The organism is Dictyobacter alpinus (genome assembly GCF_003967575.1).
GTDB classification, from domain to species: domain Bacteria; phylum Chloroflexota; class Ktedonobacteria; order Ktedonobacterales; family Ktedonobacteraceae; genus Dictyobacter; species Dictyobacter alpinus.
In genome coordinates, this window is the sequence record NZ_BIFT01000002.1 from 3,106,845 (window position 1) to 3,127,572 (window position 20,728).

General features: G+C 53.8%; 23 protein-coding genes and 1 pseudogene. 13 read left to right on the forward strand and 11 right to left on the reverse strand.

What is annotated here, in order from left to right:
• Positions 1 to 424: 424 nt before the first annotated feature.
• The 4 genes from EL633_RS35035 to EL633_RS35050 form a co-directional block, all read right to left on the reverse strand.
• Positions 425 to 1,309, reverse strand: a complete 885-nt coding sequence (locus tag EL633_RS35035; RefSeq protein WP_246039327.1) for an SDR family oxidoreductase — start codon at positions 1,307 to 1,309, stop codon at positions 425 to 427.
• Positions 1,310 to 1,411: 102 nt separating this feature from the next.
• Positions 1,412 to 2,983 (reverse strand): FAD-dependent oxidoreductase, encoded by a 1,572-nt coding sequence (locus EL633_RS35040; RefSeq protein WP_126631835.1) that lies wholly within the window; start codon positions 2,981 to 2,983, stop codon positions 1,412 to 1,414.
• Between the two features lie 52 nt (positions 2,984 to 3,035).
• Complete coding sequence (locus tag EL633_RS35045) at positions 3,036 to 4,007, reverse strand: NAD-dependent epimerase/dehydratase family protein (protein ID WP_126631836.1); 972 nt, start codon at positions 4,005 to 4,007, stop codon at positions 3,036 to 3,038.
• 77 nt (positions 4,008 to 4,084) lie between these two features.
• Positions 4,085 to 4,714: an LUD domain-containing protein gene (locus EL633_RS35050; RefSeq protein WP_126631837.1), complete on the reverse strand. Its 630-nt coding sequence runs from the start codon at positions 4,712 to 4,714 to the stop codon at positions 4,085 to 4,087.
• Positions 4,715 to 4,922: 208 nt separating this feature from the next.
• Between EL633_RS35050 and EL633_RS35055 the strand changes: the two genes are divergently transcribed.
• From EL633_RS35055 to EL633_RS35065, 3 genes are all read left to right on the forward strand, one after another.
• Positions 4,923 to 5,810, forward strand: a complete 888-nt coding sequence (locus tag EL633_RS35055) for a sigma-70 family RNA polymerase sigma factor (protein WP_126631838.1) — start codon at positions 4,923 to 4,925, stop codon at positions 5,808 to 5,810.
• A gap of 94 nt (positions 5,811 to 5,904) precedes the next feature.
• The gene (locus EL633_RS35060) at positions 5,905 to 6,540 is read left to right on the forward strand and encodes a pyridoxamine 5'-phosphate oxidase family protein (RefSeq protein ID WP_126631839.1); all 636 of its coding nucleotides are present in this window, start codon (positions 5,905 to 5,907) and stop codon (positions 6,538 to 6,540) included.
• Positions 6,541 to 6,568: 28 nt separating this feature from the next.
• Positions 6,569 to 7,393 carry a class I SAM-dependent methyltransferase gene (locus EL633_RS35065; RefSeq protein WP_246039328.1) on the forward strand — a complete coding sequence of 275 codons (825 nt, stop codon included), beginning with the start codon at positions 6,569 to 6,571 and terminating at the stop codon, positions 7,391 to 7,393.
• A gap of 126 nt (positions 7,394 to 7,519) precedes the next feature.
• On the opposite strand, the gene EL633_RS35070 is transcribed toward EL633_RS35065, so the two are convergent.
• Positions 7,520 to 8,299 carry an AlkZ-related protein gene (locus EL633_RS35070; RefSeq protein WP_126631840.1) on the reverse strand — a complete coding sequence of 260 codons (780 nt, stop codon included), beginning with the start codon at positions 8,297 to 8,299 and terminating at the stop codon, positions 7,520 to 7,522.
• Between the two features lie 82 nt (positions 8,300 to 8,381).
• The gene (locus tag EL633_RS35075; protein ID WP_126631841.1) at positions 8,382 to 9,323 is read right to left on the reverse strand and encodes a helix-turn-helix transcriptional regulator; all 942 of its coding nucleotides are present in this window, start codon (positions 9,321 to 9,323) and stop codon (positions 8,382 to 8,384) included.
• 294 nt (positions 9,324 to 9,617) lie between these two features.
• Between EL633_RS35075 and EL633_RS35080 the strand changes: the two are divergent.
• Positions 9,618 to 10,133 (forward strand): annotated as a pseudogene (locus tag EL633_RS35080) (nucleoside/nucleotide kinase family protein).
• Between the two features lie 281 nt (positions 10,134 to 10,414).
• On the opposite strand, the gene EL633_RS37170 reads toward EL633_RS35080, so the two are convergent.
• From EL633_RS37170 to EL633_RS35095, 3 genes are read right to left on the reverse strand one after another with little or no spacing between them, the layout of a single operon-like run.
• The gene (locus tag EL633_RS37170; RefSeq protein WP_174845197.1) at positions 10,415 to 10,591 is read right to left on the reverse strand and encodes a hypothetical protein; all 177 of its coding nucleotides are present in this window, start codon (positions 10,589 to 10,591) and stop codon (positions 10,415 to 10,417) included.
• A complete protein-coding gene (locus EL633_RS38345) occupies positions 10,561 to 10,836 on the reverse strand; it encodes a PAS domain-containing protein (RefSeq protein WP_126631842.1) in 276 nt (91 codons plus the stop codon). The genes EL633_RS37170 and EL633_RS38345 overlap by 31 nt, the downstream gene beginning before the upstream one ends.
• Entirely contained in the window at positions 10,805 to 11,218 is a 414-nt protein-coding gene (locus tag EL633_RS35095; RefSeq protein ID WP_161982702.1) for a PAS domain-containing protein, read from the reverse strand. The genes EL633_RS38345 and EL633_RS35095 overlap by 32 nt, the downstream gene beginning before the upstream one ends.
• Before the next feature lie 839 nt (positions 11,219 to 12,057).
• On the opposite strand from EL633_RS35095, the gene EL633_RS35100 reads away from it, so the two are divergent.
• The 9 genes from EL633_RS35100 (at position 12,058) to EL633_RS35140 (ending at position 18,637) form a co-directional block, all read left to right on the forward strand.
• Positions 12,058 to 12,678, forward strand: a complete 621-nt coding sequence (locus tag EL633_RS35100; protein ID WP_126631844.1) for a CGNR zinc finger domain-containing protein — start codon at positions 12,058 to 12,060, stop codon at positions 12,676 to 12,678.
• 666 nt (positions 12,679 to 13,344) lie between these two features.
• Positions 13,345 to 13,530: a hypothetical protein gene (locus tag EL633_RS35105; RefSeq protein ID WP_126631845.1), complete on the forward strand. Its 186-nt coding sequence runs from the start codon at positions 13,345 to 13,347 to the stop codon at positions 13,528 to 13,530.
• 2 nt (positions 13,531 to 13,532) lie between these two features.
• Positions 13,533 to 14,384: an alpha/beta fold hydrolase gene (locus EL633_RS35110; protein WP_126631846.1), complete on the forward strand. Its 852-nt coding sequence runs from the start codon at positions 13,533 to 13,535 to the stop codon at positions 14,382 to 14,384.
• A 78-nt stretch (positions 14,385 to 14,462) separates the two neighbouring features.
• Positions 14,463 to 15,728: a mercuric reductase gene (locus EL633_RS35115; RefSeq protein ID WP_126631847.1), complete on the forward strand. Its 1,266-nt coding sequence runs from the start codon at positions 14,463 to 14,465 to the stop codon at positions 15,726 to 15,728.
• Between the two features lie 31 nt (positions 15,729 to 15,759).
• Entirely contained in the window at positions 15,760 to 16,284 is a 525-nt protein-coding gene (locus tag EL633_RS35120) for a helix-turn-helix domain-containing protein (RefSeq protein ID WP_126626405.1), read from the forward strand.
• A complete protein-coding gene (locus EL633_RS35125; RefSeq protein WP_246039092.1) occupies positions 16,224 to 16,904 on the forward strand; it encodes a transposase in 681 nt (226 codons plus the stop codon). The genes EL633_RS35120 and EL633_RS35125 overlap by 61 nt, the downstream gene beginning before the upstream one ends.
• 31 nt (positions 16,905 to 16,935) lie before the next feature.
• On the forward strand, positions 16,936 to 17,058 hold the full coding sequence (locus tag EL633_RS38000) for a hypothetical protein (RefSeq protein WP_281275975.1): 123 nt from the start codon (positions 16,936 to 16,938) through the stop codon (positions 17,056 to 17,058).
• A gap of 123 nt (positions 17,059 to 17,181) precedes the next feature.
• Positions 17,182 to 18,039 carry an MIP/aquaporin family protein gene (locus tag EL633_RS35135; RefSeq protein WP_126631848.1) on the forward strand — a complete coding sequence of 286 codons (858 nt, stop codon included), beginning with the start codon at positions 17,182 to 17,184 and terminating at the stop codon, positions 18,037 to 18,039.
• A 160-nt stretch (positions 18,040 to 18,199) separates the two neighbouring features.
• The gene (locus tag EL633_RS35140; protein ID WP_126631849.1) at positions 18,200 to 18,637 is read left to right on the forward strand and encodes a DUF417 family protein; all 438 of its coding nucleotides are present in this window, start codon (positions 18,200 to 18,202) and stop codon (positions 18,635 to 18,637) included.
• Between the two features lie 98 nt (positions 18,638 to 18,735).
• Here EL633_RS35140 and EL633_RS35145 read toward each other — a convergent pair whose 3' ends face one another.
• Both EL633_RS35145 and EL633_RS35150 read right to left on the reverse strand, forming a co-directional pair.
• Entirely contained in the window at positions 18,736 to 19,137 is a 402-nt protein-coding gene (locus tag EL633_RS35145; RefSeq protein WP_126631850.1) for a response regulator, read from the reverse strand.
• 9 nt (positions 19,138 to 19,146) lie between these two features.
• Positions 19,147 to 20,595: a PAS domain-containing sensor histidine kinase gene (locus EL633_RS35150; protein WP_126631851.1), complete on the reverse strand. Its 1,449-nt coding sequence runs from the start codon at positions 20,593 to 20,595 to the stop codon at positions 19,147 to 19,149.
• Positions 20,596 to 20,728 lie beyond the last annotated feature (133 nt).

Consider the following 20,728-nt stretch of genomic DNA (forward strand, 5'->3'; position numbering starts at 1 on the left):
AGGGCAGAAGTTGGTGGGGGGAGAAGGAGAAGTGTTCAAAAAGCAAAGAAAAAAGCACCCTAAATAAAAATGGAATTGACTGTGCCAGCCTCCTAGTGTCATTTTTTGATCGATAGATGAGATGAATGTGTGAACACGACGTGAGAGGTGAACAGCAGTGAGCAGGGTGCTGGCTGCTCTGGTTCCAATGGTGTGCACAGGAAGGTGGCCAGCTGGGCGATGTGCATGGTGTGATCCGGGAAAGACGTGCGCATATGGGTGACGATGCGGTGGAGATCGGCGTCGAACTGCTGGGAGCGAGGCAGGGGCATGGGCTGCAGGCGCGTCCAGAGAGCATCAGTTGTGGTAGGTGGCTGGTTCTTCGTCCAGTAATTCTAAAATGGGAAGGTGAACCCTTGTGTGCAAGACACACAAGGGTCCTATCTTAGAAGCTCTTTGTGTTGGTAAGAGAAGCATATGGCTGGATCAACTCCTTCGACACCTGCCAGAGGCGTTTGCGCACCTCCAGATCATAGGAACGTTTGGAGGAAGAGACCGGCTGACATTTGGAGAAGTACTTCCCCGTGACTCCCTCCACCTCAGGCGAGCTTGCCAGGTACAGCGTCGTCTGCGTTCCTTTATCGGCGCTGGCCCCCACCAGATTGTTGAAGGCTCCAATAAAACCCACCAGCCCAGTCAGGTTGTCGTTGAAGTTGGTCGCGACCGCCCCCGGATGAAGCGCGTTCACGGTAATCCCCGTCCCTTCGAGCTGGGCGGCCAGTTCGTAGGTGGCATAAAGTTGTGCGAGCTTGGTATCGGCATAAGCCCTTGAGGCACTGTAGCGTTGCTCGCTTTGCAGATTCGCGAAATCGATCCGCCCCAGGCTGTGCCCGGCCGAACTGACATTGATGATCCGCGCAGGAACACTGGCCTTGAGCGTATCCAGCAGGAGCTGGGTGAGCAGGAAGGGAGCCAGATAATTGGTGGCAAAAGCGTACTCCAGGCCGTCAGTTGTCACTTCCCGCTTACTCTTCAACCCTCCGGCGTTATTGATCAACACGTGCAGGTGCGGATACCTTTGCGTCAACTCCTGAGCAGCGCGCTGCACCTGGGCCAGCTCCGAAAGGTCGGCAACGATCAAATCCGTCTGCGCGTGCGCAATCTCCTGCCTGATCTCCGCCTGGGTGGCTTCGCCCTTGGCACGATTGCGACAGATCATCACCACCTTCGCACCCGTCCGCGCCAGTCCTTTCGCCGTCGCCTTGCCAATCCCCGAACTACTCCCCGTCACCAGACAAACCTTCCCTTGCATGTTACCGGTTTCCATCATATATGTCGTCACTCCAATCCTGAAAACTGAAACATCTCACGCCGAACTCTTGTAGGGACAGGTTGAAAATCTATCCCCGTACCCGTTCGCCCACCGCCCCTCTTATCCGAAGGCCTCCTTCCTTGCTCTGGTCCCGACGACCTGAGCAACCGGAGGTTGAGAGAGCAGGACAGACTCCTGAAAGGACAAGGAGAAGTCAGGAATAATATCATCCAGGATCTCCTCGAAGCGTTGCGGATAACCCTGAAGCAGCTCTGCCAGCAGTCGTCCTTCCTCTGAAGCCCCTCCCACCGCAAGTAAGGCGGCCAGTACGCGCGCATTGATGACTTCGCACGGTGAGATCAGCAAGCCATTCATCAAGAAGTTTTTCAGCAGGTACGTTTGTCCATACTTCCCTTGTTGCAGCAATTCCCGATCCAGCACTGGAGCATACTTGAGATACAGGTCGAGATACAATTGGACCAACCGGACCCCGCGTACTGGAGAATGACCTGTATAGGTGACACCCTGCGCATTGAGGTCTGAGACACTGCTGAGCCACCAGGCCGGGTCGATGGCCTGCTGCATGCGTTGAAGTACGTAGCGTTCAAAGCCAGGCCGGGGCTGGCTCTGTTGCTCTTGCAAACATTGTGCCAACGTCTCGGCCTCGATCGCGGCCACGCTCATGCCCTGCCCATAGATCGGATCAAAGTTGCAAAAGGCATCTCCTAGTACTAGCAAACCAGCAGGCCAATCTTCCATCTGCTCAAAGTGATGGCGCTTACAGACCGGAATCCGCTGCCCACGCGGATTACCAAGGGGCTTAGCATCTCGCAACAATTGAGGGAGATAGGGTCCGATGGCGTCGGAGAGTCGTTGCTCAAACTCCACCACATCGGTCGGAGGGTACTGGCCGCCGATATTGCCAATAATCGCGGCACAGGTATGGTTCTCGATGAGCGAGAAGGCGACCCCATCGCTCTGAGAGAATGGCTTGAGCGCGTTACTCCACTCCGGCTCAGTCTCTACCGGGAACTGGTAGTAGCGCGTGCTATAGCCGATCGCGGAATGGACCTGCTCAGTCTCAGGCAGGTGATAGCCTAATTCTTGTAACCAGGATGGGAGCTTGGAGGAGCGTCCACTGGCATCGACGATCAGATCCGCGAACAAAGGGGTCCGCTTTTCCAATTGTCCTCGCTTACGTAGATGGAGACCGGCGATAGATTTTTGGTCGGGGGCCGCGATAAGACCAACCACGTCCTGTTGGGACAGAAAATGCACACCTGCCATGGCCTGCACGCGCTGCCGTATCTCCCACTCCAACAGCGCCCTGCTACACGAGGCGTCTTTGCCCAGCGCATTGGGCGCACTGTGGGCCGTACGTCCATCTTTGGCGATCAACAGGCTCTTGGTCTGCTCCAGCGGGACAGCTCCATGCGCAAGGAGATCCTCAAGAAAACCGGGAAACAGGCGTTGCAGGATCATCTTGCCACGCGGCAACAAGCGATGGAGATGATGGGACTGCGGTGTCCCCGCACGCGGTTGGGGCTGGCTGGGCAACTGGTCACGCTCTACCACCAGTACTCGTTCATAATACTCCGCCAGCACACGGGCCGCCAACAGGCCGGCGATCCCGGCACCAATGACGATCGCCTGCCGTTGTTTTGCCTGGGTTCCTATTGTGTTGTTCTGCATAATAGAGCACCTTTACTGTTTTTGTGATTATGTTGAATTGAGATAGTATTTCTTATAGCTTGATAGCGCCCTGTTCCGAGTTGAGCACCTCCAGCGCTTGAGCGATCCCTTGTCGATAGCTGGGGGCAATCGTTGGCCTCCACCCAAGCTCACGCACCGCTTTCGCATTGGAGACGCGCATGGAGGTTGCGAAAAAGTCGGTTGCTAGCGGGGCGAGGGGATGCATCATCCAACTTGGCAGCGACAAGGGTTTGGGAAGGTGAGTTTGTTGGCACAGGAACGCGAAGAAGTCCTGGTTGCGTACCGGTTCGTCATCGACGATGTTATATGCCTCTCCCGCCTTCCCTCCTTCAAGCGCGGCGATGGTGGCGGCGGCGGCATCTTCCAGATAGATCCAGGAGGTAACCGCGCGGCCTCCATCGGGCAGAGGAAGGCTGTGGTGGCGTAGGGCCTCCAGCAGCGGGGGGAGAGAGGCCGCGCCATAAAAGTAGCCATAGCGCAGGGCGATCCCCTCGATCCAACCCTCCTGGGTCGCCTCCCAGAGCTGGCGTTCCAAGGAGCGGAACCCGGCCACGTGTCGTTCGAGTTGCGCCGAGCTTCCCATGGGCGCGAAGGGATGGTCTTCCGTGAGGACCTGTGCGCCCCAGTCTCCATAGCCGTAGCCCAGCGTCATCGATTCGGCAATGAACCTGCGTGCTCCGACCTGGCGGGCTGCTGCGAGCAGATTTCTGGAGCCAACATCGCGCAGGGCGTTGGTCGCATACATGTCCTGATGACGCAGGGGCGACTTCTTGAGCGCGGTCAGGGCATGAATCACGACGTCGGCTTGTACACCCTTGACCGCTTTGAGCAGCTCGTCGCGCTCCATCACATTGGCCTGAAGCGGGTGAGCACCAAGACGGGTGAGGTGCGCTCGGCTCTCAGGGGTCCGGGCCAGACCCAAAACTTGATGTCCTTTGGTGATCAATGCACGGGTCAAAGGGGCGCCCAAAGCCCCACTTGCTCCAGCAATCAGTATTTTCATCGTTATCTCCTATCTCAGACACTTTCTCCATACCTATATGGCTATTTTTTGCAATGTCACGCGCTTTCCCAGAGCGCCTAGAAACCAATCTGCTGCTTGACCAGGACCAGCGTGATGCGGTCGGGTTCGTGCTCTGCCTTGACGGTCAGCAACTTATTGATGGCGCTGCCTTGACCATATACTTGCAGAGCGCGTTCATTTTCTAGGGGGAGGCTATATTCGCGGATGCGACGCAGGCCATCGGCCAAGGTGTGCACAAGTTTTTGCGTGCTCACGACCCAGATCACTTTATTTGCCCCAAAGACGGCGGCCCCTAACTGGCTGCCGGAGGCAGAGGCAAGCAGGATCTCGCCCTGTTCGGTGATCGCCTGAACGCTCCCCAGCAGGAGATCAGGAGCCGCAATCAGTTTACGCATCTTGTTGCGCTCCGTCGCGAGATCAAGCGTCGCTAACTGCGTACGTACGGACTGGAAGCGGCTTGCGCGTGCGATCTGCTCTGTCAGACCAAGCGTTTCAAGCGTCCGTGAGGGCGCATCGTAGACCTCTGCACCGGCGGGGATGCAAGCCAGCACATATGCTCTTGCTTCTTCGCCTGTTTCGCAGACGACCACGTGTATGCCGTGCGTTTGTAGTGCTTGAACGGTCCTCTCGACCTGCTCATCTGCTGCCAATTGTGTGAAGGTGGAATGTGAGGAATTGAGAGTCATGGTGTTTATTGTCACTTTCTCGTTTATTATTTATCCTCATTGGTCACATTCAGAGGGTTTGCTCTGTCATATCTATGACAAACCGAAACGACGAGATGTGACCGATGAGAAAGAGAGAATCGGCGGACAGCAGCGAAGCTGTTCCCCTTCCACCGATCAGGTTTTCTTCGTTATACCTATGACAAACTGAAACGAGGAAGTGTGACCGATGAGAGAGATACCCAACTGGTTAACAGAACAATTTGAGGCGGAGCGCCCTCGCCTGCGTGCGATGGCCTACCGCATGCTTGGCTCACTTGCCGAGGCGGAAGATGCCGTCCAGGAGACCTGGCTGCACCTTTTTCGGGCCGATGTGAGCGCGGTCTCCAATCTGGAGGGATGGTTGACGACGGTGCTGGCGCGCATCTGCCTGAACATGCTCCATGCACGTACCACGCGCCGTGAGGATTCGCTGGAAGCGTCGGCCTCCAATCCTCCCACCAGCCAGGAGAGTGAGGTTGACCCGGAGGAGGAGGCCGAGCTTGCTGATGCGGTGGGGCTGGCTCTGCTCGTGGTGCTCGACACGCTTGCGCCCGCCGAGCGCCTCGCCTTCGTCCTGCACGATATCTTCAGCGTCCCCTTCGATGAGATTGCGCCCCTCGTGGAACGTTCTCCGCTGGCGACCCGGCAGCTTGCCAGCCGGGCGCGCCGCCGTGTACGTGGATCGGCCCTGCTCAAAGAACCCGATCTCGCCTCCCAGCGCGCGGTGGTGGAGGCCTTTTTAGCGGCGGCCCGCGAAGGTTCCTTCGATGCGCTGATGACCATGCTTGATCCAGAAGTCGTCTTTCGCGCCGACCCGCTCGCCGTCTCACGCGGAGCGGTTGCCAAAATGTATGGCGCACGAGCCGTCGCCCGGGGAGCCATGCAACTGCTCAAACGCATCCCGTTCGCGCAACCAGTGCTTGTGGATGGATCCGTAGGAGTCGCGATCGCCCCACGTGGGCAATTGCTCTTCCTTGTACTCCTCACCATCAGCGACGGCAAATTTGTCGCCATCGAAGCCGTCATCGAGCCTGAACACCTGCGCCACTTGCACCTCGCAGTCTTGTTCGCATGACGAGCCTGTGTGGAGCTTAGATGATGTTTCACCTGCTTTATGTGATCGAGTAAATAATGGCGCTATATGTATAAAAGTAGAAATAGGGTTAACTATGAATGCATCTAGATTTCAGGAAGTGATTCGTTCGGAGGAAGAGCTGCGTGAGCTGTTAGGTTTTCCAAGCGAGCTGGTTGTACGCAAGCAGCTTGCGGCCCTGGATACGCACTGCGAAAATTTTATCGCCTACTCTCCCTTTCTGCTGATCGGGACAGCCGATGCTGCCGGGCACTTCGATGTCTCGCCTCGTGGAGATGCGCCGGGCTTTGTCCATATCTTGGACCAGCAGACACTCCTCATTCCCGAAAGACCAGGCAACCGGAGGCTCGATACCTTAAGAAACATTCTCCAGAACCCGTCTGTCAGCCTGCTCTTCCTGATCCCAGGCGTGGAGGAGATCCTGCGTGTCAACGGGCGTGCCCAGCTCATTCGCGATGCCGCGCTGCTTGAGCCGATGAAGGTGCAAGACAAGTCTCCCCTGGTCGCCATTGCCCTCGAAGTGCAGGAGTGCTTTCTGCATTGCGCCAAAGCAGCCAAACGCTCCCATCTCTGGGACTCGACCACCTGGCCCGAAAGCTCCGTCATCCCCTCCCTCGGCCAGATCCTGCTCGATCAGGTTCGCCCTGCCAATACCAGCGTCCAGGAGATGGAGGCCTCTCTACAGGAGAGCTACCGGAAGCGGCTTTATTAGGCGGTCACATAAAAAGCAAAAGGATAGCATGATGCAAACCATTACAGTCCCCTTTACTGGAATGAAAGAAACACTTCTTCTCACACTCTATACCAGAGCGATGGATAGCCTCTCAAAGCGCCCGATCCTGGGTGATAAGAAAGCGGAGGAGCTGGTCCAGGCGCTTGACTATGACTTCCAAAAGTTGAAGGTGCCGCAAAAAGAGAGCTTTGGTGGGGCCATTCGGGCCAAAATGCTTGATGATTGTACCAGGGCATTTCTCGCGGACCACCCTGAGGCCACGGTCCTTGATCTGGGCTGTGGTCTGGATAACCGCTGGGAACGCGTGAACCCGCCGCAAGGTGTCCACTGGTTCGATATCGACTATCCCGATGTAATCGAATTGCGTCAACGCTTCTACCGCGAACACGACGGCTACCAGATGATAGGAGCCTCCTTAACCGATCCTGGCTTTCTAGATACCGTTCCTACCGACCGCCCCGCAATCATGGTCGCGGATGGTCTTTTGCCATTTCTGACCGAAGACGAGATCAAGCAGCTCTTCAGCCGTCTAACGGCCCACTTCCCGAGCGGACAACTGGTCTTCAACGGCTATAGCAAGCTGGCCTCACGGCTCATCGTCGCTCATCCTTCGATCAAGGCCCTTGGCATCACCCCAGCCAATCCGGGCTTCGATGATCCCCAGGAGCCCGAAAAGTGGAATCCACGTCTCAATCTCGTGGGCGCGCGCTCAATCATCGAGTCGCCGTATGTTGCCCGCACAACCTGGGCCTATCGTACACTCTGCCGCTTGATGGACAGCCTACCCGCTCTAAGAAAGGAAGGAGGTTGGATCTTCTGCTATCAGTTCTAGCCGTTTGACCGCAATCAGCTTTCCCGTTTGTAGGAGATAATCATGGAAAAAAGTTTTTTGAGCTCAACAATGAATCAAGCGCCTTCTTTCCTGTCATAGTGGACAACATGGGCGGGATATGCCGCTCTATGTTCTCTGGTCAACGGCCAGATTGGTGAGGGCCGCGTTCAGGTCTGCCGGTGGGAGCTTGAGATCCTTCGCCAGGCGAGCAGGATCAATGGAGACAGCGTGGGATAGATAGCAGAGCAGGAAGGTGTGCAGGGCTTCCTGCTGGGTCAGGCGTTTGGCGGCGGCGGCGTGCTCGGCGTAGCGCTGACTGACCAGGGTATGATACATCGTATGCTCGTCGTCGGGGAAGACCTTGGCCAGGAGCATCTGAGATTCCAGCTCTTCCACCGCCTTGAGATAGAGGTGGCGTGAGGCCGTGCCGCGAGGAAAGCCCGCCCGTTCGCGTAGCTCGCGGGTCGACAGTGGCTCTTCGACCTCCTCCAGAACCTCGATAATGCGATGAGCCGACGCGGAAAGCTTGCCGGAATGATAGAGCTCATGAGGACTGCGTAATTCGCCACACAACCGCAGCATGACAGGGAACAGCGACCAGGAGATCCAGGTTAGCCGGCGCCGGATCAGGGCCGAATAGAAAGCCACCTCCTGACTGCCCAGCGTCCAGCGCCAGGTATAGATCTCACCGCTGGGCGTATCCCAGCCGGAATCCGTCTTCGTGGTGGGATCGCCCACATAGGCGGAAAAAAGATTGGGGAACTCCGGCGAGGCTGGATAGAGCGTCACGATGCCCATACGCTCGATAAAGTCTGGTGCGTGCTCGCTGCCCGGTAAACGATCCTCGGACGTCTGGCGCCAATTGCGCAGGCGTTGCTGCACAGAGGCAGATGCAACCATAGTCATAGCTCCTTCAACGTGATGACCAGCTCGCTATCGGCTGGTAGAGAGAGTGTACAGCAGTAATGGTGACAGCCTTATGTCACTATTAGGAGTAGCGTTGCGCAATGGTCAGAGCGGCCGCACGCAACTGGTCTTTAAGCGTCTCGGGAGCCAGCACCTCGGCGTCGGGACCCAAACTGAGCAGGGTACGCAGCAGCCAAGGATATTCAGAGGGCGGGCAACGAAAGCGCAACAATCCACTGCCATCATTGTTTTCGTCGGGCTGGATGGCGTTGCCCAGGTGAGGATCACGCTCCATGAGCATGGTGCCATAGGCGGACAGGCGGATGCATACCTCTGGCAGCGAGGGATGTCCATAAGGAAGCTTCGGAGATATAGCGGGGATGCGTGACTCGTCCGGTTCTGGTGTGTCGGTGGGGCTCACGCTGAGAAATCGATCCACACGATAGATGCGCTCCTCCTGTCGCTCATGCGAATAGGCCCGGCAATACCAGAAGCCACCGGAAGAAGAGAGGCGCAGCGGGCGCAGCGTCTGCCGCGACGTGCGCTGGCCAGAACGATACTCCACCGTCAGCCACGCCCGTTCCTGCGCGGCGGCAATCAGGTGCTCGATAAACGGCGTTTCATAATGGCGCTGTGGCACCTCAAGCTGGATGGTGCGCAGCAGCTGTTCGGCTTTGTCCGCGTGGCGCGTGGGCATGATGGCCGCCATCTTGGCCAGCAGGGACTCGCGCTCCTGCTTAAAAGGGGTATCAGCCAGTTGCGCCACACTGCTCAAGGCCAGGCGCAGCAGGAACGACTCGCTGACCGTCAGCTGGAGTGGAGAAAGCGAATAATCAGGCATCAATGCGTAGCCGCCCCGTGGGCCGGCAGTCGCCACAATCGGAATCCCCATCTGGCATAGCGACTCGATATCACGAAACACGGTACGTCGCGAGACCTCAAAGCGCTGTGCCAGATCACCAGCTGTACGTGGTCCTCCCTGTAGGAGTAGCACCATCGCGGTCAACCGATCCATGCGATTCATATTTCTCCTTCAGAAAACCTCGCTACTGATCAAAACCCGCATGGTGGTAGTATAGCACCTCAACGATGAAATGCCCACGCGCGCGTATGCAGACCTGGATGGGGAAGATGGTGGGATGAGCGTGGAAAATGGTCTTTCCCCTTCTGGCGTTGAGGTTGATAGAGTGAGCGGGTTTCGCCCTCCGACCTCGCGCATTTGTCCTCTCTTATTAAGAGACTTTCATACGCGTTTGCTGGAAAAACCGCTCCCCATCAGGTATACTGTTGTCCAAAAGTATCAAGAAAAGGATAAGCAATGGGAAAGAGAAATTATCTTATCGAGGGCGTTTCCGGCACCGGCAAAACGTCGGTTTGCACAGAATTGCAGCGGCGCGGCTACTAGGCCTTTCATGGTGACCGGGAATTGAGGTATCAAGCCAATCCACAAACAGGCACACCGATAGATACTTCCGCATCTGATCTCCACCTATCCCCCCTTTGGGATGTAGAGAAAGTCAAGGCGTTAATCGCGAACAAGGATGAGGTGATCACCTTTTTCTGCGGCGGGTCGAGGAATTTTTCCCAATTCATCGAGGTATTAGATGGCGTGTTTGTCCTTGATGTCGACCTTGATACCTGCCTTCGGTGGATTGATGAGCGCATGGCACGGGATCCAACTGACTGGGGTGGACGACCAGAGGAGCGGGAAACCATTGTGCGCTTGCATCAAACCAAAGAAGCCATTCCCACTAGCGGCGTAACAATAGACGCTACACAACCACTTGTGCAAGTGGTTGATGATATTCTTGCGCGTACCCAGGGAGGTTCCTGAATGTGAAAGAGCGGTACAGGTCTCTTCATGTTTCCAGTTGTCAACTATACATTCTCATACTATAGGACGGTATGAGTGCTTTTTTGCAGAGTGTAAGAGTGTAAAGGAGTAGCTCTTTTTTTGAAGCTCCCCTGAAATTTATAAGCCTCGCTGTGCTATCAGGTGAGCGAGGGCAAGCTTCTTGTACGAACCAGGTTCTGCAACCGATCTGGTGCAAGCGCCGCTGGAATTTCTCACGCTGAATTCACGTCCTGTATCGTTGGTAAAGTAAACCAGAAGGTCTATCCTTCACCTGGTGTGCTCTCTACGCCAACTTCACCGTGATGTTGGGCAATGAGCATCTTGCAGATAGAGAGGCCTAATCCTAATTCTTTCTCAAGCCGTTCCAGCTCTTTTTGGGCGGTTAGATCCAGGGCAAACGCGAGTGCTAGCGAAGACGAGGCATGTTCCGGGTGCATAAGAACCCCCCTACCAGAACGGGAACTTGCGTGCCTTCTCGTGTGTAATAGATCTTTTCAAACGGTAGATACCTGCCCGTTGTGAACAGTTCTTCTCTGGAGTGTTGATCTTTTGCCTGATACTCGCTGGGCGTTAGATCCCTCAAGTGGAGGCCAGTTGTAGTCAACTCCTCACGTGTCGCCTTGATGAGCGAGAGAAACTTGTCATTGGCTTCAACAATGGTTCCTTCCTTCGAGAATCTCAACCACCTGCTCCTGCGCCTTTTTTACTTCAGTAATATCTAGAGCCGACCCAATCATAAGGCCAGACTGATTTGGGACATCTACTAGATATTGTAATCGTGAGATTACCCAGCGCACACTTCCATCAGGTTGAATGATACGGAACTGGACGTCGTAGGAGATGGTAGGATCAGCATGCGCACGTGTATTCACGGCCTCAAAGCGTTCCCGGTCATCGGGATGGATCATGCTCAGGAAGCGTTCAAAGGTAACGGGAGCATCTGGCGAGAGGCCATATACCTGCTTCCAATGTTCCGTGGCCAGAAATTGCTGTGTGCCCAGATCTAATTGCCACAAACCGACATTGGAGGCCTCAAGTGCTAATTGAATTTGCGATTCATTCATTTTTTCTGTCGTGATATCTATGCCACTCACTACATGCTCGTACATCTTTCCAGCAACGGTAAAAAATGGAAACACGCGCAGGCGTATCAAACGATAGATCCGTCGTTTCGGCGAAAATGGCAGATATGTTCATGCGATTGAGTTGTGGAACTGGATTGAGCGAGAAACGCTTTTAAGGAAGGTTGATCTATTGTATACACAGCCTCAAGCCAACCTTTTCCACGTGCTTCGTGTTTCTGCTGATCGGTGAAAGCAAGCCAACTGGGACAGATTTCGTCCATCGTTCCGGTAGCAGAGAGAATCCAAAAGAGATCCGAGGCTCCTTGCATCACGGCGAGAAAGCGATCGTCCGGCATGGGTGGCTACGGGGGCGATATTGCTTTTTCTTTAGGATTAAGGGAATTCGAGTTAGACATGATGATTCTTCTTTCTTTTCCTTTGCAATGATTGGGGGTCAACGGAAGGGTGAACCAGAAGGTCGATCCCTCACCTTTGCTGCTGTATACTCCCACCTGCCCGGGCAGGGCGTGCGCAATGTTGCTCAGCAGATGCGCTATTTCGATGCATCGTATGACCAGGCTCTTGATCTCTTGATCTCTTGATCTCTTGCTCACTGGTCACTGTTCCGTTTTTTAGAATTGAAAGCCCTGATGTAGAGAAAAATGTACTTGTCAATGTGGATTTATCTGCGTATAATTCAAGGAGCAAGTGATTGCTATGAATAGAAAAAAGAAGCGTAATATTCAGGACAACTCATCAGGGGCTGTTGGCAGCCTGTAGGTGAAGAATATTTGAGAAGTTACACGAACAGAAGACCTGGATAGATATGGAACATTACGATGACCAATGAGAAGAGTTTCAAAGATGACCGGTTCCTGAGTGGCTCGCTGGCTCTGGATCTCGTCAATACGGAAATGATTGTTCGAGGAAAGAAACAGGACCTGTTCACATCTCCCGACGATCTTGCGCAGTGGTGGCAGGTGGCGTGTGCCTATCATCCTGAACATGAGAATATCGTAGGCGATGGAACCCCATTTGTCTGGACCACTGAACTGCTTGAAGAAGTCAAAGCGTTTCGACAGTCATTGCGCTTGTTATGTACTGGTCTCGTTGAAGACCCACTCATCACTTCACCCGATCTTACAATGCTTAATCAGATGCTGGCGCTTGGATATCAGTTGGCCCAGGTCACGCCACAGGGAACGATTATGGCGATCTATCGTGTGTACGATGAGCAAAAAGGAAGGATTCTACTCCCGATCGCCCTGTCCGCCTTGCGCTTGCTCACAGAAGGAGAGAGATCGAGATTACACAAATGTAAGAATGACCGCTGTATCTTGTTTTTTTATGATACCTCTAAAGGTGGAAGCCGGCAGTGGTGCAGTTTAGGATGTTTGAATCGAGCCCGATCCATCTATCATTATCGTCAACAACGCTCGACTGGCTCGCATCCACTGTAGGAGTTTTACAGCCTGAACAAAAACGTATCTGTTCTTCCTTCGCTGATCTGAACCTTTATAGGAGCGTCCTGATTAAAGGACGCTCTGCGCTCACACTCTGGCAGCCCTACGGGTGGAAGATGGCATCAGGTTTTTGCTCCATTCAACTCTCAATGCGTTTATTGATTACATGCGATGCGTAGAGAGCGACACCGTCCATACTCTTCCCAGCGCCACCTCATTAGCCTCTTTACCGCCTGGCAATAGTCAGTAGCTGACCGATTTGTTGTCCCCAGGGTCAGTGTCACTTCTTTGAAGATCAATACAAAGACGACGAACCAACGATCTACCGCGAAAAAATCCCTCAAGGCATAATTGCCTCAGTGAGACAGCCATTCTATGTAACATTGCTTAATACGTATCTACACATGGCCTGGAACGGACAGGAGAAAAGTGCAAATTGCTCTCTGGCAGGTTTGGTGCCAATGGATATGGACGCAAGGCCTTTGCAACGTTCCTGATGGACACTGGCATATCCAGGCTTAGTGCTATTGTATCAATCAAGATTCTTCCTTTAGCGGCAAACGGCATATTGACAAAGATATTTCTTCCTAGTATATACTATATACGTGGTAAAAACGATTTTGATCTGTATATAACTACAAAGGAGAGGCCGAGCAGGATCGCATGAGTGTCAAGGAGACGCAGCAGTTTATGGTGGAGCGAATGAAGGCGAAGGTACGCATGTATCCAGTTGACCATATTCCAAGTTTGACGGTACTCGGTGGCGTCGTAAACATCATCCTTGAAGCACTTCGTGATGTATCTCGGGATGCACACGAACCGTCCCATTTAGACAGACAGGAGAATTAACTATGACTACCTATCGCACAGTCGACGTGAACGGACTCAGCGTTTTCTATCGTGAGGCTGGCGCGCTGACGGCTCCTAAGCTTTTGCTGTTGCATGGTTTCCCCAGTGCGGGACACATGTTTCGCGATTTGATTCCCCTGCTGGCCGATCGTTTCCACCTTATCGCGCCCGATTTGCCCGGATTTGGTCAGACCGATATGCCAGCACGGAGCGAGTTCACGTACACATTTGAGAACATCGCCAATGTTATCGACCACTTTACCGAGGTGGTTGGCTTCGATCGCTTTGCCGTCTACATCTTCGACTATGGTGCTCCGACGGGATTGCGGCTGGCTGTAAAACACCCTGAGCGCATCACCGCGATCATCTCGCAAAACGGCAATGCGTATGAAGAAGGTCTGAGCGACGGGTGGAATCCCATGCGGGCCTACTGGCAGGATGCATCCCAGAGCAACCGGGAAGCGTTGCGTCAATTGTTGGCTCCGCAAACGACGCGCTGGCAGTACACCTATGGCGTTTCCAATGAAGCAACGGTGTCGCCGGATGGGAGTGCGCTCGACACCTTTTATCTTGCCCGTCCCGGTGCCGACGATGTGCAGCTAGATCTCTTCGGTGATTACAAGAGCAATGTCGCGCTCTATCCTACCTTCCAGCACTATTTCCGCATCCATCAGCCACCGCTCCTGGCAGTGTGGGGCAAGAACGATCCCTTCTTCCTCCCAGCAGGCGCTGAAGCCTTCAAACGTGATGTGCCCGAGGCCGAGATTCACTTCTTTGACACGGGTCACTTCGCATTGGAGACCCACGCTGAAGTAATTGCCATGGCGATTCGCAGGTTTCTTGGACGCCAATGATTCATCTGGTACACAATGAAGATTCCAAGAGACAGAGAGGGTATGTTGTTTTTTTAGAAGAAAAAGGAGAACAGTGAAATGCGACAAACGACATCTTATGATGCAATTGTAATCGGAACCAGTCAGGGCGACAGATTCCTCCCCATGGCATTGGCAAAGGCAGGTCGAAAAGTAGCGCAGATTGAGCGCGGCCCCATTGGTGGTGTTTGTGTCAATACTGGCTGTACTCCGACAAAAACGATGGTTGCCAGTGCCCATCTCGCCTATCAGGCAAGAAATGGCGTCGAGTATGGTGTCCACACCGGCTCTATCTCGGTGGATCTGCGGGCTGTTCGCCAACGGAAACAGCGAATCGTCGAGGGCGCACGCCAGGGCTATGAGAGTCATCTTACGGGGATGGAGGGTGTGGATCTGTTGAGGGGTGTGGCCCATTTTATCGCTCCTAAGACACTTGAGGTCTCTCTGAATACTGGCGAGACGCACACGATCACCGCGCCACAGATCTTTATCGCGACTGGTGTTCGACCAGAGCCACTCACACTCAAAGGCATCGAGAGCGTTCCGATTCTCAATTCGACCACGCTCATGGAGTTGGATACACTGCCTGAGCACCTTATCATTATCGGTGGTGGGTATATCGGGCTGGAGTTTGGACAAATGTTTCGCCGCTTTGGCAGCCAGGTCACGATTATTCAGTCCCGTCCACGGTTACTGATGAACGAGGATGAAGATGTCTCTGAGGAAATCACGAGCATTTTGCGTGAGGAAGGGGTCACGGTCTTGACATCAACGATGTCGCGACAGGTTGAGCTGATCGATGATGGGCGCATCCAGGTGACGGTATCTACACCGAAGGGTGAACAGCAGCTTATCGGCTCGCATCTGCTGGCAGCGACCGGCCGCATCCCCAATACTGAGGATCTCACCCTTGAAGCTGCTGACATTCAAATGGACGAGCAGGGCTACATCCAGGTCAATGAACAGCTGGAAACGAATGTTCCTGGCATCTATGCGCTGGGTGACGTCAAAGGGGGACCCGCTTTTACGCACGTTTCGTACGATGACTTCCGCATTTTGCGCACAAACCTGTTGGAGCATGGTCATGCGAGCACGCGGGATCGCCTTGTTCCCCATACTGTTTTTATTGATCCTCAGCTTGGGCGTGTTGGCCTGAGTGAAAGTGAGGCCAGGAGGCAGGGGCGGCCTATCCGTGTGGCGAAGTTACCTATGAATGCTGTCGCTCGTGCGATAGAAACGGGAGAAACGCGGGGCTTCATGAAGGCTATTGTTGATGACGAGACGCAACAGATTTTGGGCTGTGCCATCCTAGTGCATTCTCAATAAAGGTGATCCGGGATATGGTATACTCAGAGCCATGAAAGCACACATTTTTGTCCGTGATCTGTCCGAACAGGAACAGAGGTCGCTCACCAGCGGGCTGCGTTCCTCGGATGCCTTTGTGCTTCGTCGCAGCCAGGTCTTGTTGGCCTCAGCTCGTGGGGAAACCGCTCCCGGCATCGCAAAGGCGCTCTCCTGCGACGAACAAACAGTTCGCCGTGCTATCCACGCGTTCAATCAGCAGGGGCGTTCCTCCCTGCAAGCTGGATCGAGTCGTCCCCACCATTTGCCAACTGTTCTGCGAGAAGATGTCACGGCCGAGATGTTCAAAACGGTGTTGCATCGTCCGCCTCGCGATTTTGGCTTCGAGACGAGCCTATGGACGCTCGATTTGCTCGTCCAGCAGGGTGTGCGCCTTGGCTGGATGGCACGGGAAGTCTCCATCGAGACGATGCGCCAAACGCTCTTGCGTCTGGGCATCAACTGGAAGCGAGCGAAGCATTGGATCACCAGCCCCGATCCGTTGTACCAGGAAAAAAAACGGCTCGCGACCGATTGTTGAGCTGGGTCTCGCAAGAGAAACAAGCCGCCAACTGGGCCATCGGTTTTTTGGACGAGGTGTGGTGGTCTCGTTTTGCGTTGCCTCGCACTCGTGCCTGGCAGACGAGCGATGACCCTGTTCACCTGGTGGAACAAACCTGGCAAAAGGCCGATTCCGATGCCAAAGCTCTGGCCTGTTATGGGGTCCTGTGGCAACGAGGTCCTGCCCAAGCCCCCATCCGCGACCAGATGTCCTTGCGCTTCGTCGATGGACGTCCAGTCAGTGACATCACGACGCAGTTTTTGGCCTCTTGCTGCACTGAATTGGAGCGCCTGGGCAAAACGGCGTGGTTGTTGATCTGGGATAATGCTCCCTGGCACTCCAGTAAGATCGTGCGCACATGGATCAGAGAGCAGAACCAGAAAGTCAAGAGCAAGGGCCAGGGCGTGCGTATCCTGCCACTGTTTCTGCCCAAACAGAGTCCCTGGCTCAATCCCATTGAACCCAAATGGGTCCATGGCAAGCGTGCCGTTGTGGAACCCAACGGGCTGCTCTCGGCCAAGCAACTGGCTGAGCGCATTTGCGCCTATTATCACTGCTCGTATGAAGCTCATTTATCACTCCCGGCAAAGGTCTCTTGAGAATGCACTAGGGATGGAGGGGGGCGAGATTATGACCATTATCCAGGTGGCCATGATGGGCAAGCTACCCTATACTGCCCTGAAAGAAGGCATCTTCACCCACCCCACCCTGGCAGAAGGACTCAACGCGCTCTTTATGACGCTTGATGCTTAAAGGGACGTTTGATTATTGTTTGGCTTTGTGGCCAGCTTGCCCGCAATGAGGAGATAACTGGCTTTTTGCTATGAACGTATAGAGGGCATGCGCCTGCTATAAAGAAGAAGAAAGGAGAGATGGATGCAAAAGCCCTCCTGGTGGCGAAGGCTTCACTGGCCCGAATACGCTTCAGAACTGATGGGAACCGCGTGGCTCGTCTTCATCGCCTTAAGCGTTGTCTCCTTCAGTTTTGGCGCAGGTTCCCCACTCGCCATCCTCCTTCCCAATCGCAGTGTGCGTTGGCTGATGGCAGGACTGATGCTGGCGACGAGCGGACCGCTCGTCGCCATCTCTCCTCCTGGCAAACTCAGTGGTGCTCACCTTAACCCTGCGATCTCGCTGGCGTTCTGGCTGCAAGGAAAGATGCATCAACACGATCTGATCTTCTATATAGTGAGCCAGTTGCTTGGCGCGGTGTTTGGGGCGGGATTAGCAGTGCATATCTGGGGACAGCGGGCGGCAAGTGTTCACAATGGTGTCACCGCCCCAGGGGCCGGATATCCTCTCTGGAGTGTTTTTCTGATCGAAATGGGATGTACCTGTCTGCTGATTCTGGCGATTTTTCTCTTTGTCAGTAGCCCCCGCCTGATGCACTGGACTCCCTTGATGAACTGGATGCTGGTGGCGCTTATCTACTGGCAGGTCGCGCCTATTTCTGGTTCCAGTCTTAATCCAGCGCGCAGCTTTGGACCCGCATTCGTCTCCTGGTTCTGGCATGCTCAATGGGTGTATGTTCTGGCATCTCTCTGCGGGGCGTTGCTGGCCGTTGTTCTCTTTCGCATGCTGATGCTGGCTGGCAACAACGATGTGCTGACTGCCAAAATGTTTCACGTTCCCCGCTATCGGTGCATCTTTCAGCAGGTCCAGGCGGCACAAATCAACACAGATCCGGATGGTCCACTCATCGCAAAACGTCATAGAACAAGCCTACCAGAATAGCATGAAATCTGTCTTATACGCGCCGAAGCGGCATACGTGGCAATACTACATAAGTAGGATCAGAATAGTCCCATGCAATAGAGCTGCATCTCATACAAGCAATGTAGTTCCGGTTGTTTGCTGAACAACACGCTCAGCAGTAATACCAGAAGGAGACCTTATGAAGATATTATTCAGTTTTGCCGAGCATGTTGCAGGGCTGCTCTTGCGTCTTAGCTTAGGCCTGGTGCTGCTCTGGATCGGGCTCATACATCTTATTAATCCCCAACCTGTTGTTGTATTGCTCTCTATGTCGCTTCCTTTCCTGGCCTTCAGCGTAGCCGTCTATGTGCTCGGCGCGCTTGAAATCATTGCTGGCATCCTGCTCATCGTTGGCCTTTGGGTGCGCTATGTCGCGCTACTATCCCTCGCGCTGTTTGCCGGGACGTTAACTATTTTCGTGATTGCTCCTATAGTGACAGGCTTCCCTGTGCTCACCCAGATGGGACAGTTCTTGCTGAAGGATGTGGTTCTGGCTTCTGCTGCAATCACAGTGATGGCAAGGGATGCAGCCAGCCATGAGGCACGACGGGCCCAGCGTACCCGGAGTACTGCGTAAGCTGTTATCGAAGGATATAGCACACCAAAGGCCCGACAAAAATGGGCTGCCGAGGCGAGAATTCCAAACCCATATCATAGAATACTGTTGAGATTTTTCTATGTTTGTAGAGGCAACAGTTCGACCACTAGTTGCAGAAACGCTTCGAGATCAAAGGGTTTGCGCATGTATTTGATCTGGTGTCGCAAGCTCACCTCCTCAGGCAGCGTCGTGCTGAGCATGATGATCGGGAGGTGTTCTGTGCCGGTGCTGCTCTGCAGGTGGTCGGCTAATTGCAGTCCATTCATCTGTGGAAGAAGATAGTCCACGATAAACAAGGCTGGTGTGAGTGTTTTCAGGGCAGCTATGGCCATCTCTGCAGTGATTACCAGGTGCACCTGACAATGGATGCACTCCTGGAGTGCCTCCTGAAGAAGCATCCCCAGGATTGTATTATCCTCAACAATGAGAACCGTTTGATTGTGATACGCTGCATCGCGGCGATCGTGATTCTTGCACATACGTGCTCCTTATTGCTGGTGTAGAGGAAACGTCACGTGGAATGTGGACCCTTTTCCTGGTGTGCTCTCTACGCTGATGGTTCCTCGATGCTGTTTGACGATTTTGGAGACGATATAGAGTCCTATGCCCAGTCCGGGAATAGATGTCTGGTCGGAAGGAACGGCCCGATAGAAACGCTCAAAAATTCTTTTCTGTTGCTCATGAGTCATGCCGATGCCATGGTCGCGTATACTTACCGTAACCGTCTCCGCGCGGTTGATGATGTCGATCTCAATCTCATTGGCAGCGGGCGAATATTTGATTGCATTATTGATGAGGTTGAGAACGACCTGCCCCAACCGATCGCGATCGCCCAACATAGGGGATGGCGTCGTGGCATTGTGCAGCACGATCGTATGGCGCTCTTGCAATTGTTGTACAATGTGGACCTTTTCACGTAACACATCGTTCAGATCAACGAGCTCGTGCCGATAGTGTAAGGCATCGTCTGGTGTGCTTACAGGATCCAGTACATCTTCTATAATGCGTATCATGACATCAATTTGTGTCTCCATCAACGAAAGAGGGGTACTCATCGATGCATCGCTGTGGTGTTTCAGTTTCTTTTGTAACATCTGCGTTTGCAGCTTCAAGGAGGTGAGTGGCGTGCGGATCTCGTGATTGAGCATACTCTGCATCATATCTCTGCGCTGCTCTCGTTGTACTCGCTCAGTGATATCCTGGCAGATACAAACGATCGCTTCGACGCGCTGCTGCTGCTCATTGAACTGTGGTGTCAGTGTGAGGGTCAGGTGACTCTCCTCGTCACTGTTTGGATGCAGCTGGATATCGAACGCGACGATCTTTCCTTCGCAAGCTTGCTCAATTGCTGTTTGTAGCTGGTGTTTGGCCGTGGGAGCATGCTGCCATACTGGCAGCATAGGGAATAGTGTGCCAAGAACCTCCTCCCGTCTCATTTGCGTATGCTGTAAGAGACGCTGGCTAATATCTTGAATCAACCCCTGAGGTGTCAAAATCACCACGCCATCCGCGCTGTTTTCCAGCAGGAGATGGTACTTCCATTGCTGCTTGAGAAACGCTTCTTGTTGGGAAGCCGAGTCTAATGTTTCCTGGAAAAAGAGCGTCACCCCGTTGTGACGTGGAGAAAGATGAACCTGGAACGTCATGAATGTCAGTGGAGAGTCGTACATAATGTTTAATGATTGCTGTGTGCACATTGCTGTGCCTACCGCCGTATAGAGTGGGGTAACGACCAGGGAGGGAACCGATTCCCAAAGGATGGTACCAGTGAGTCCAGGTTCTGTAACTTTCATGATCTCTGTTGCTCTCGCATTGGCATAGATCACCGTTCCATTTTGATCCAGGAAGATAATGGCGCTGGGGATGGTTTCGAGAAGCTGCGTAGGTTCAAGATCGGCCAGGTTTGATGGGTGGGTTTCTGGTATATCATTAATCATATCTATCTCTATCCTTTTCCACTTTTCCAGTCATTCTTCATATGAACGATGGCTGGCTTCTACTCTGATTGGGTCTAAATGGTTCTGACTACGCAAACGGTCGAATGCATATGGTATGAGCATCTTTGGATTG

Bases quoted from the DNA above. Each gene is read 5' to 3' on its own strand.
- EL633_RS37170 (WP_174845197.1), bottom strand. From the start codon at position 10,591: ATGCACCCGGAACATGCCTCGTCTTCGCTAGCACTCGCGTTTGCCCTG.
- EL633_RS35110 (WP_126631846.1), top strand. From the start codon at position 13,533: ATGACTACCTATCGCACAGTCGACGTGAACGGACTCAGCGTTTTCTAT.
- EL633_RS35065 (WP_246039328.1), top strand. From the start codon at position 6,569: ATGATGCAAACCATTACAGTCCCCTTTACTGGAATGAAAGAAACACTT.
- EL633_RS35100 (WP_126631844.1), top strand. From the start codon at position 12,058: ATGACCAATGAGAAGAGTTTCAAAGATGACCGGTTCCTGAGTGGCTCG.
- EL633_RS35095 (WP_161982702.1), bottom strand. From the start codon at position 11,218: ATGAATGAATCGCAAATTCAATTAGCACTTGAGGCCTCCAATGTCGGT.
- EL633_RS35055 (WP_126631838.1), top strand. From the start codon at position 4,923: ATGAGAGAGATACCCAACTGGTTAACAGAACAATTTGAGGCGGAGCGC.
- EL633_RS35150 (WP_126631851.1), bottom strand. From the start codon at position 20,595: ATGATTAATGATATACCAGAAACCCACCCATCAAACCTGGCCGATCTT.
- EL633_RS38000 (WP_281275975.1), top strand. From the start codon at position 16,936: ATGACCATTATCCAGGTGGCCATGATGGGCAAGCTACCCTATACTGCC.
- EL633_RS35115 (WP_126631847.1), top strand. From the start codon at position 14,463: ATGCGACAAACGACATCTTATGATGCAATTGTAATCGGAACCAGTCAG.
- EL633_RS35075 (WP_126631841.1), bottom strand. From the start codon at position 9,323: ATGAATCGCATGGATCGGTTGACCGCGATGGTGCTACTCCTACAGGGA.
- EL633_RS35105 (WP_126631845.1), top strand. From the start codon at position 13,345: ATGAGTGTCAAGGAGACGCAGCAGTTTATGGTGGAGCGAATGAAGGCG.
- EL633_RS35060 (WP_126631839.1), top strand. From the start codon at position 5,905: ATGAATGCATCTAGATTTCAGGAAGTGATTCGTTCGGAGGAAGAGCTG.
- EL633_RS35140 (WP_126631849.1), top strand. From the start codon at position 18,200: ATGAAGATATTATTCAGTTTTGCCGAGCATGTTGCAGGGCTGCTCTTG.
- EL633_RS35145 (WP_126631850.1), bottom strand. From the start codon at position 19,137: ATGTGCAAGAATCACGATCGCCGCGATGCAGCGTATCACAATCAAACG.
- EL633_RS35050 (WP_126631837.1), bottom strand. From the start codon at position 4,714: ATGACTCTCAATTCCTCACATTCCACCTTCACACAATTGGCAGCAGAT.
- EL633_RS35135 (WP_126631848.1), top strand. From the start codon at position 17,182: ATGCAAAAGCCCTCCTGGTGGCGAAGGCTTCACTGGCCCGAATACGCT.
- EL633_RS35070 (WP_126631840.1), bottom strand. From the start codon at position 8,299: ATGACTATGGTTGCATCTGCCTCTGTGCAGCAACGCCTGCGCAATTGG.
- EL633_RS35045 (WP_126631836.1), bottom strand. From the start codon at position 4,007: ATGAAAATACTGATTGCTGGAGCAAGTGGGGCTTTGGGCGCCCCTTTG.
- EL633_RS35035 (WP_246039327.1), bottom strand. From the start codon at position 1,309: ATGATGGAAACCGGTAACATGCAAGGGAAGGTTTGTCTGGTGACGGGG.
- EL633_RS35120 (WP_126626405.1), top strand. From the start codon at position 15,760: ATGAAAGCACACATTTTTGTCCGTGATCTGTCCGAACAGGAACAGAGG.
- EL633_RS35040 (WP_126631835.1), bottom strand. From the start codon at position 2,983: ATGCAGAACAACACAATAGGAACCCAGGCAAAACAACGGCAGGCGATC.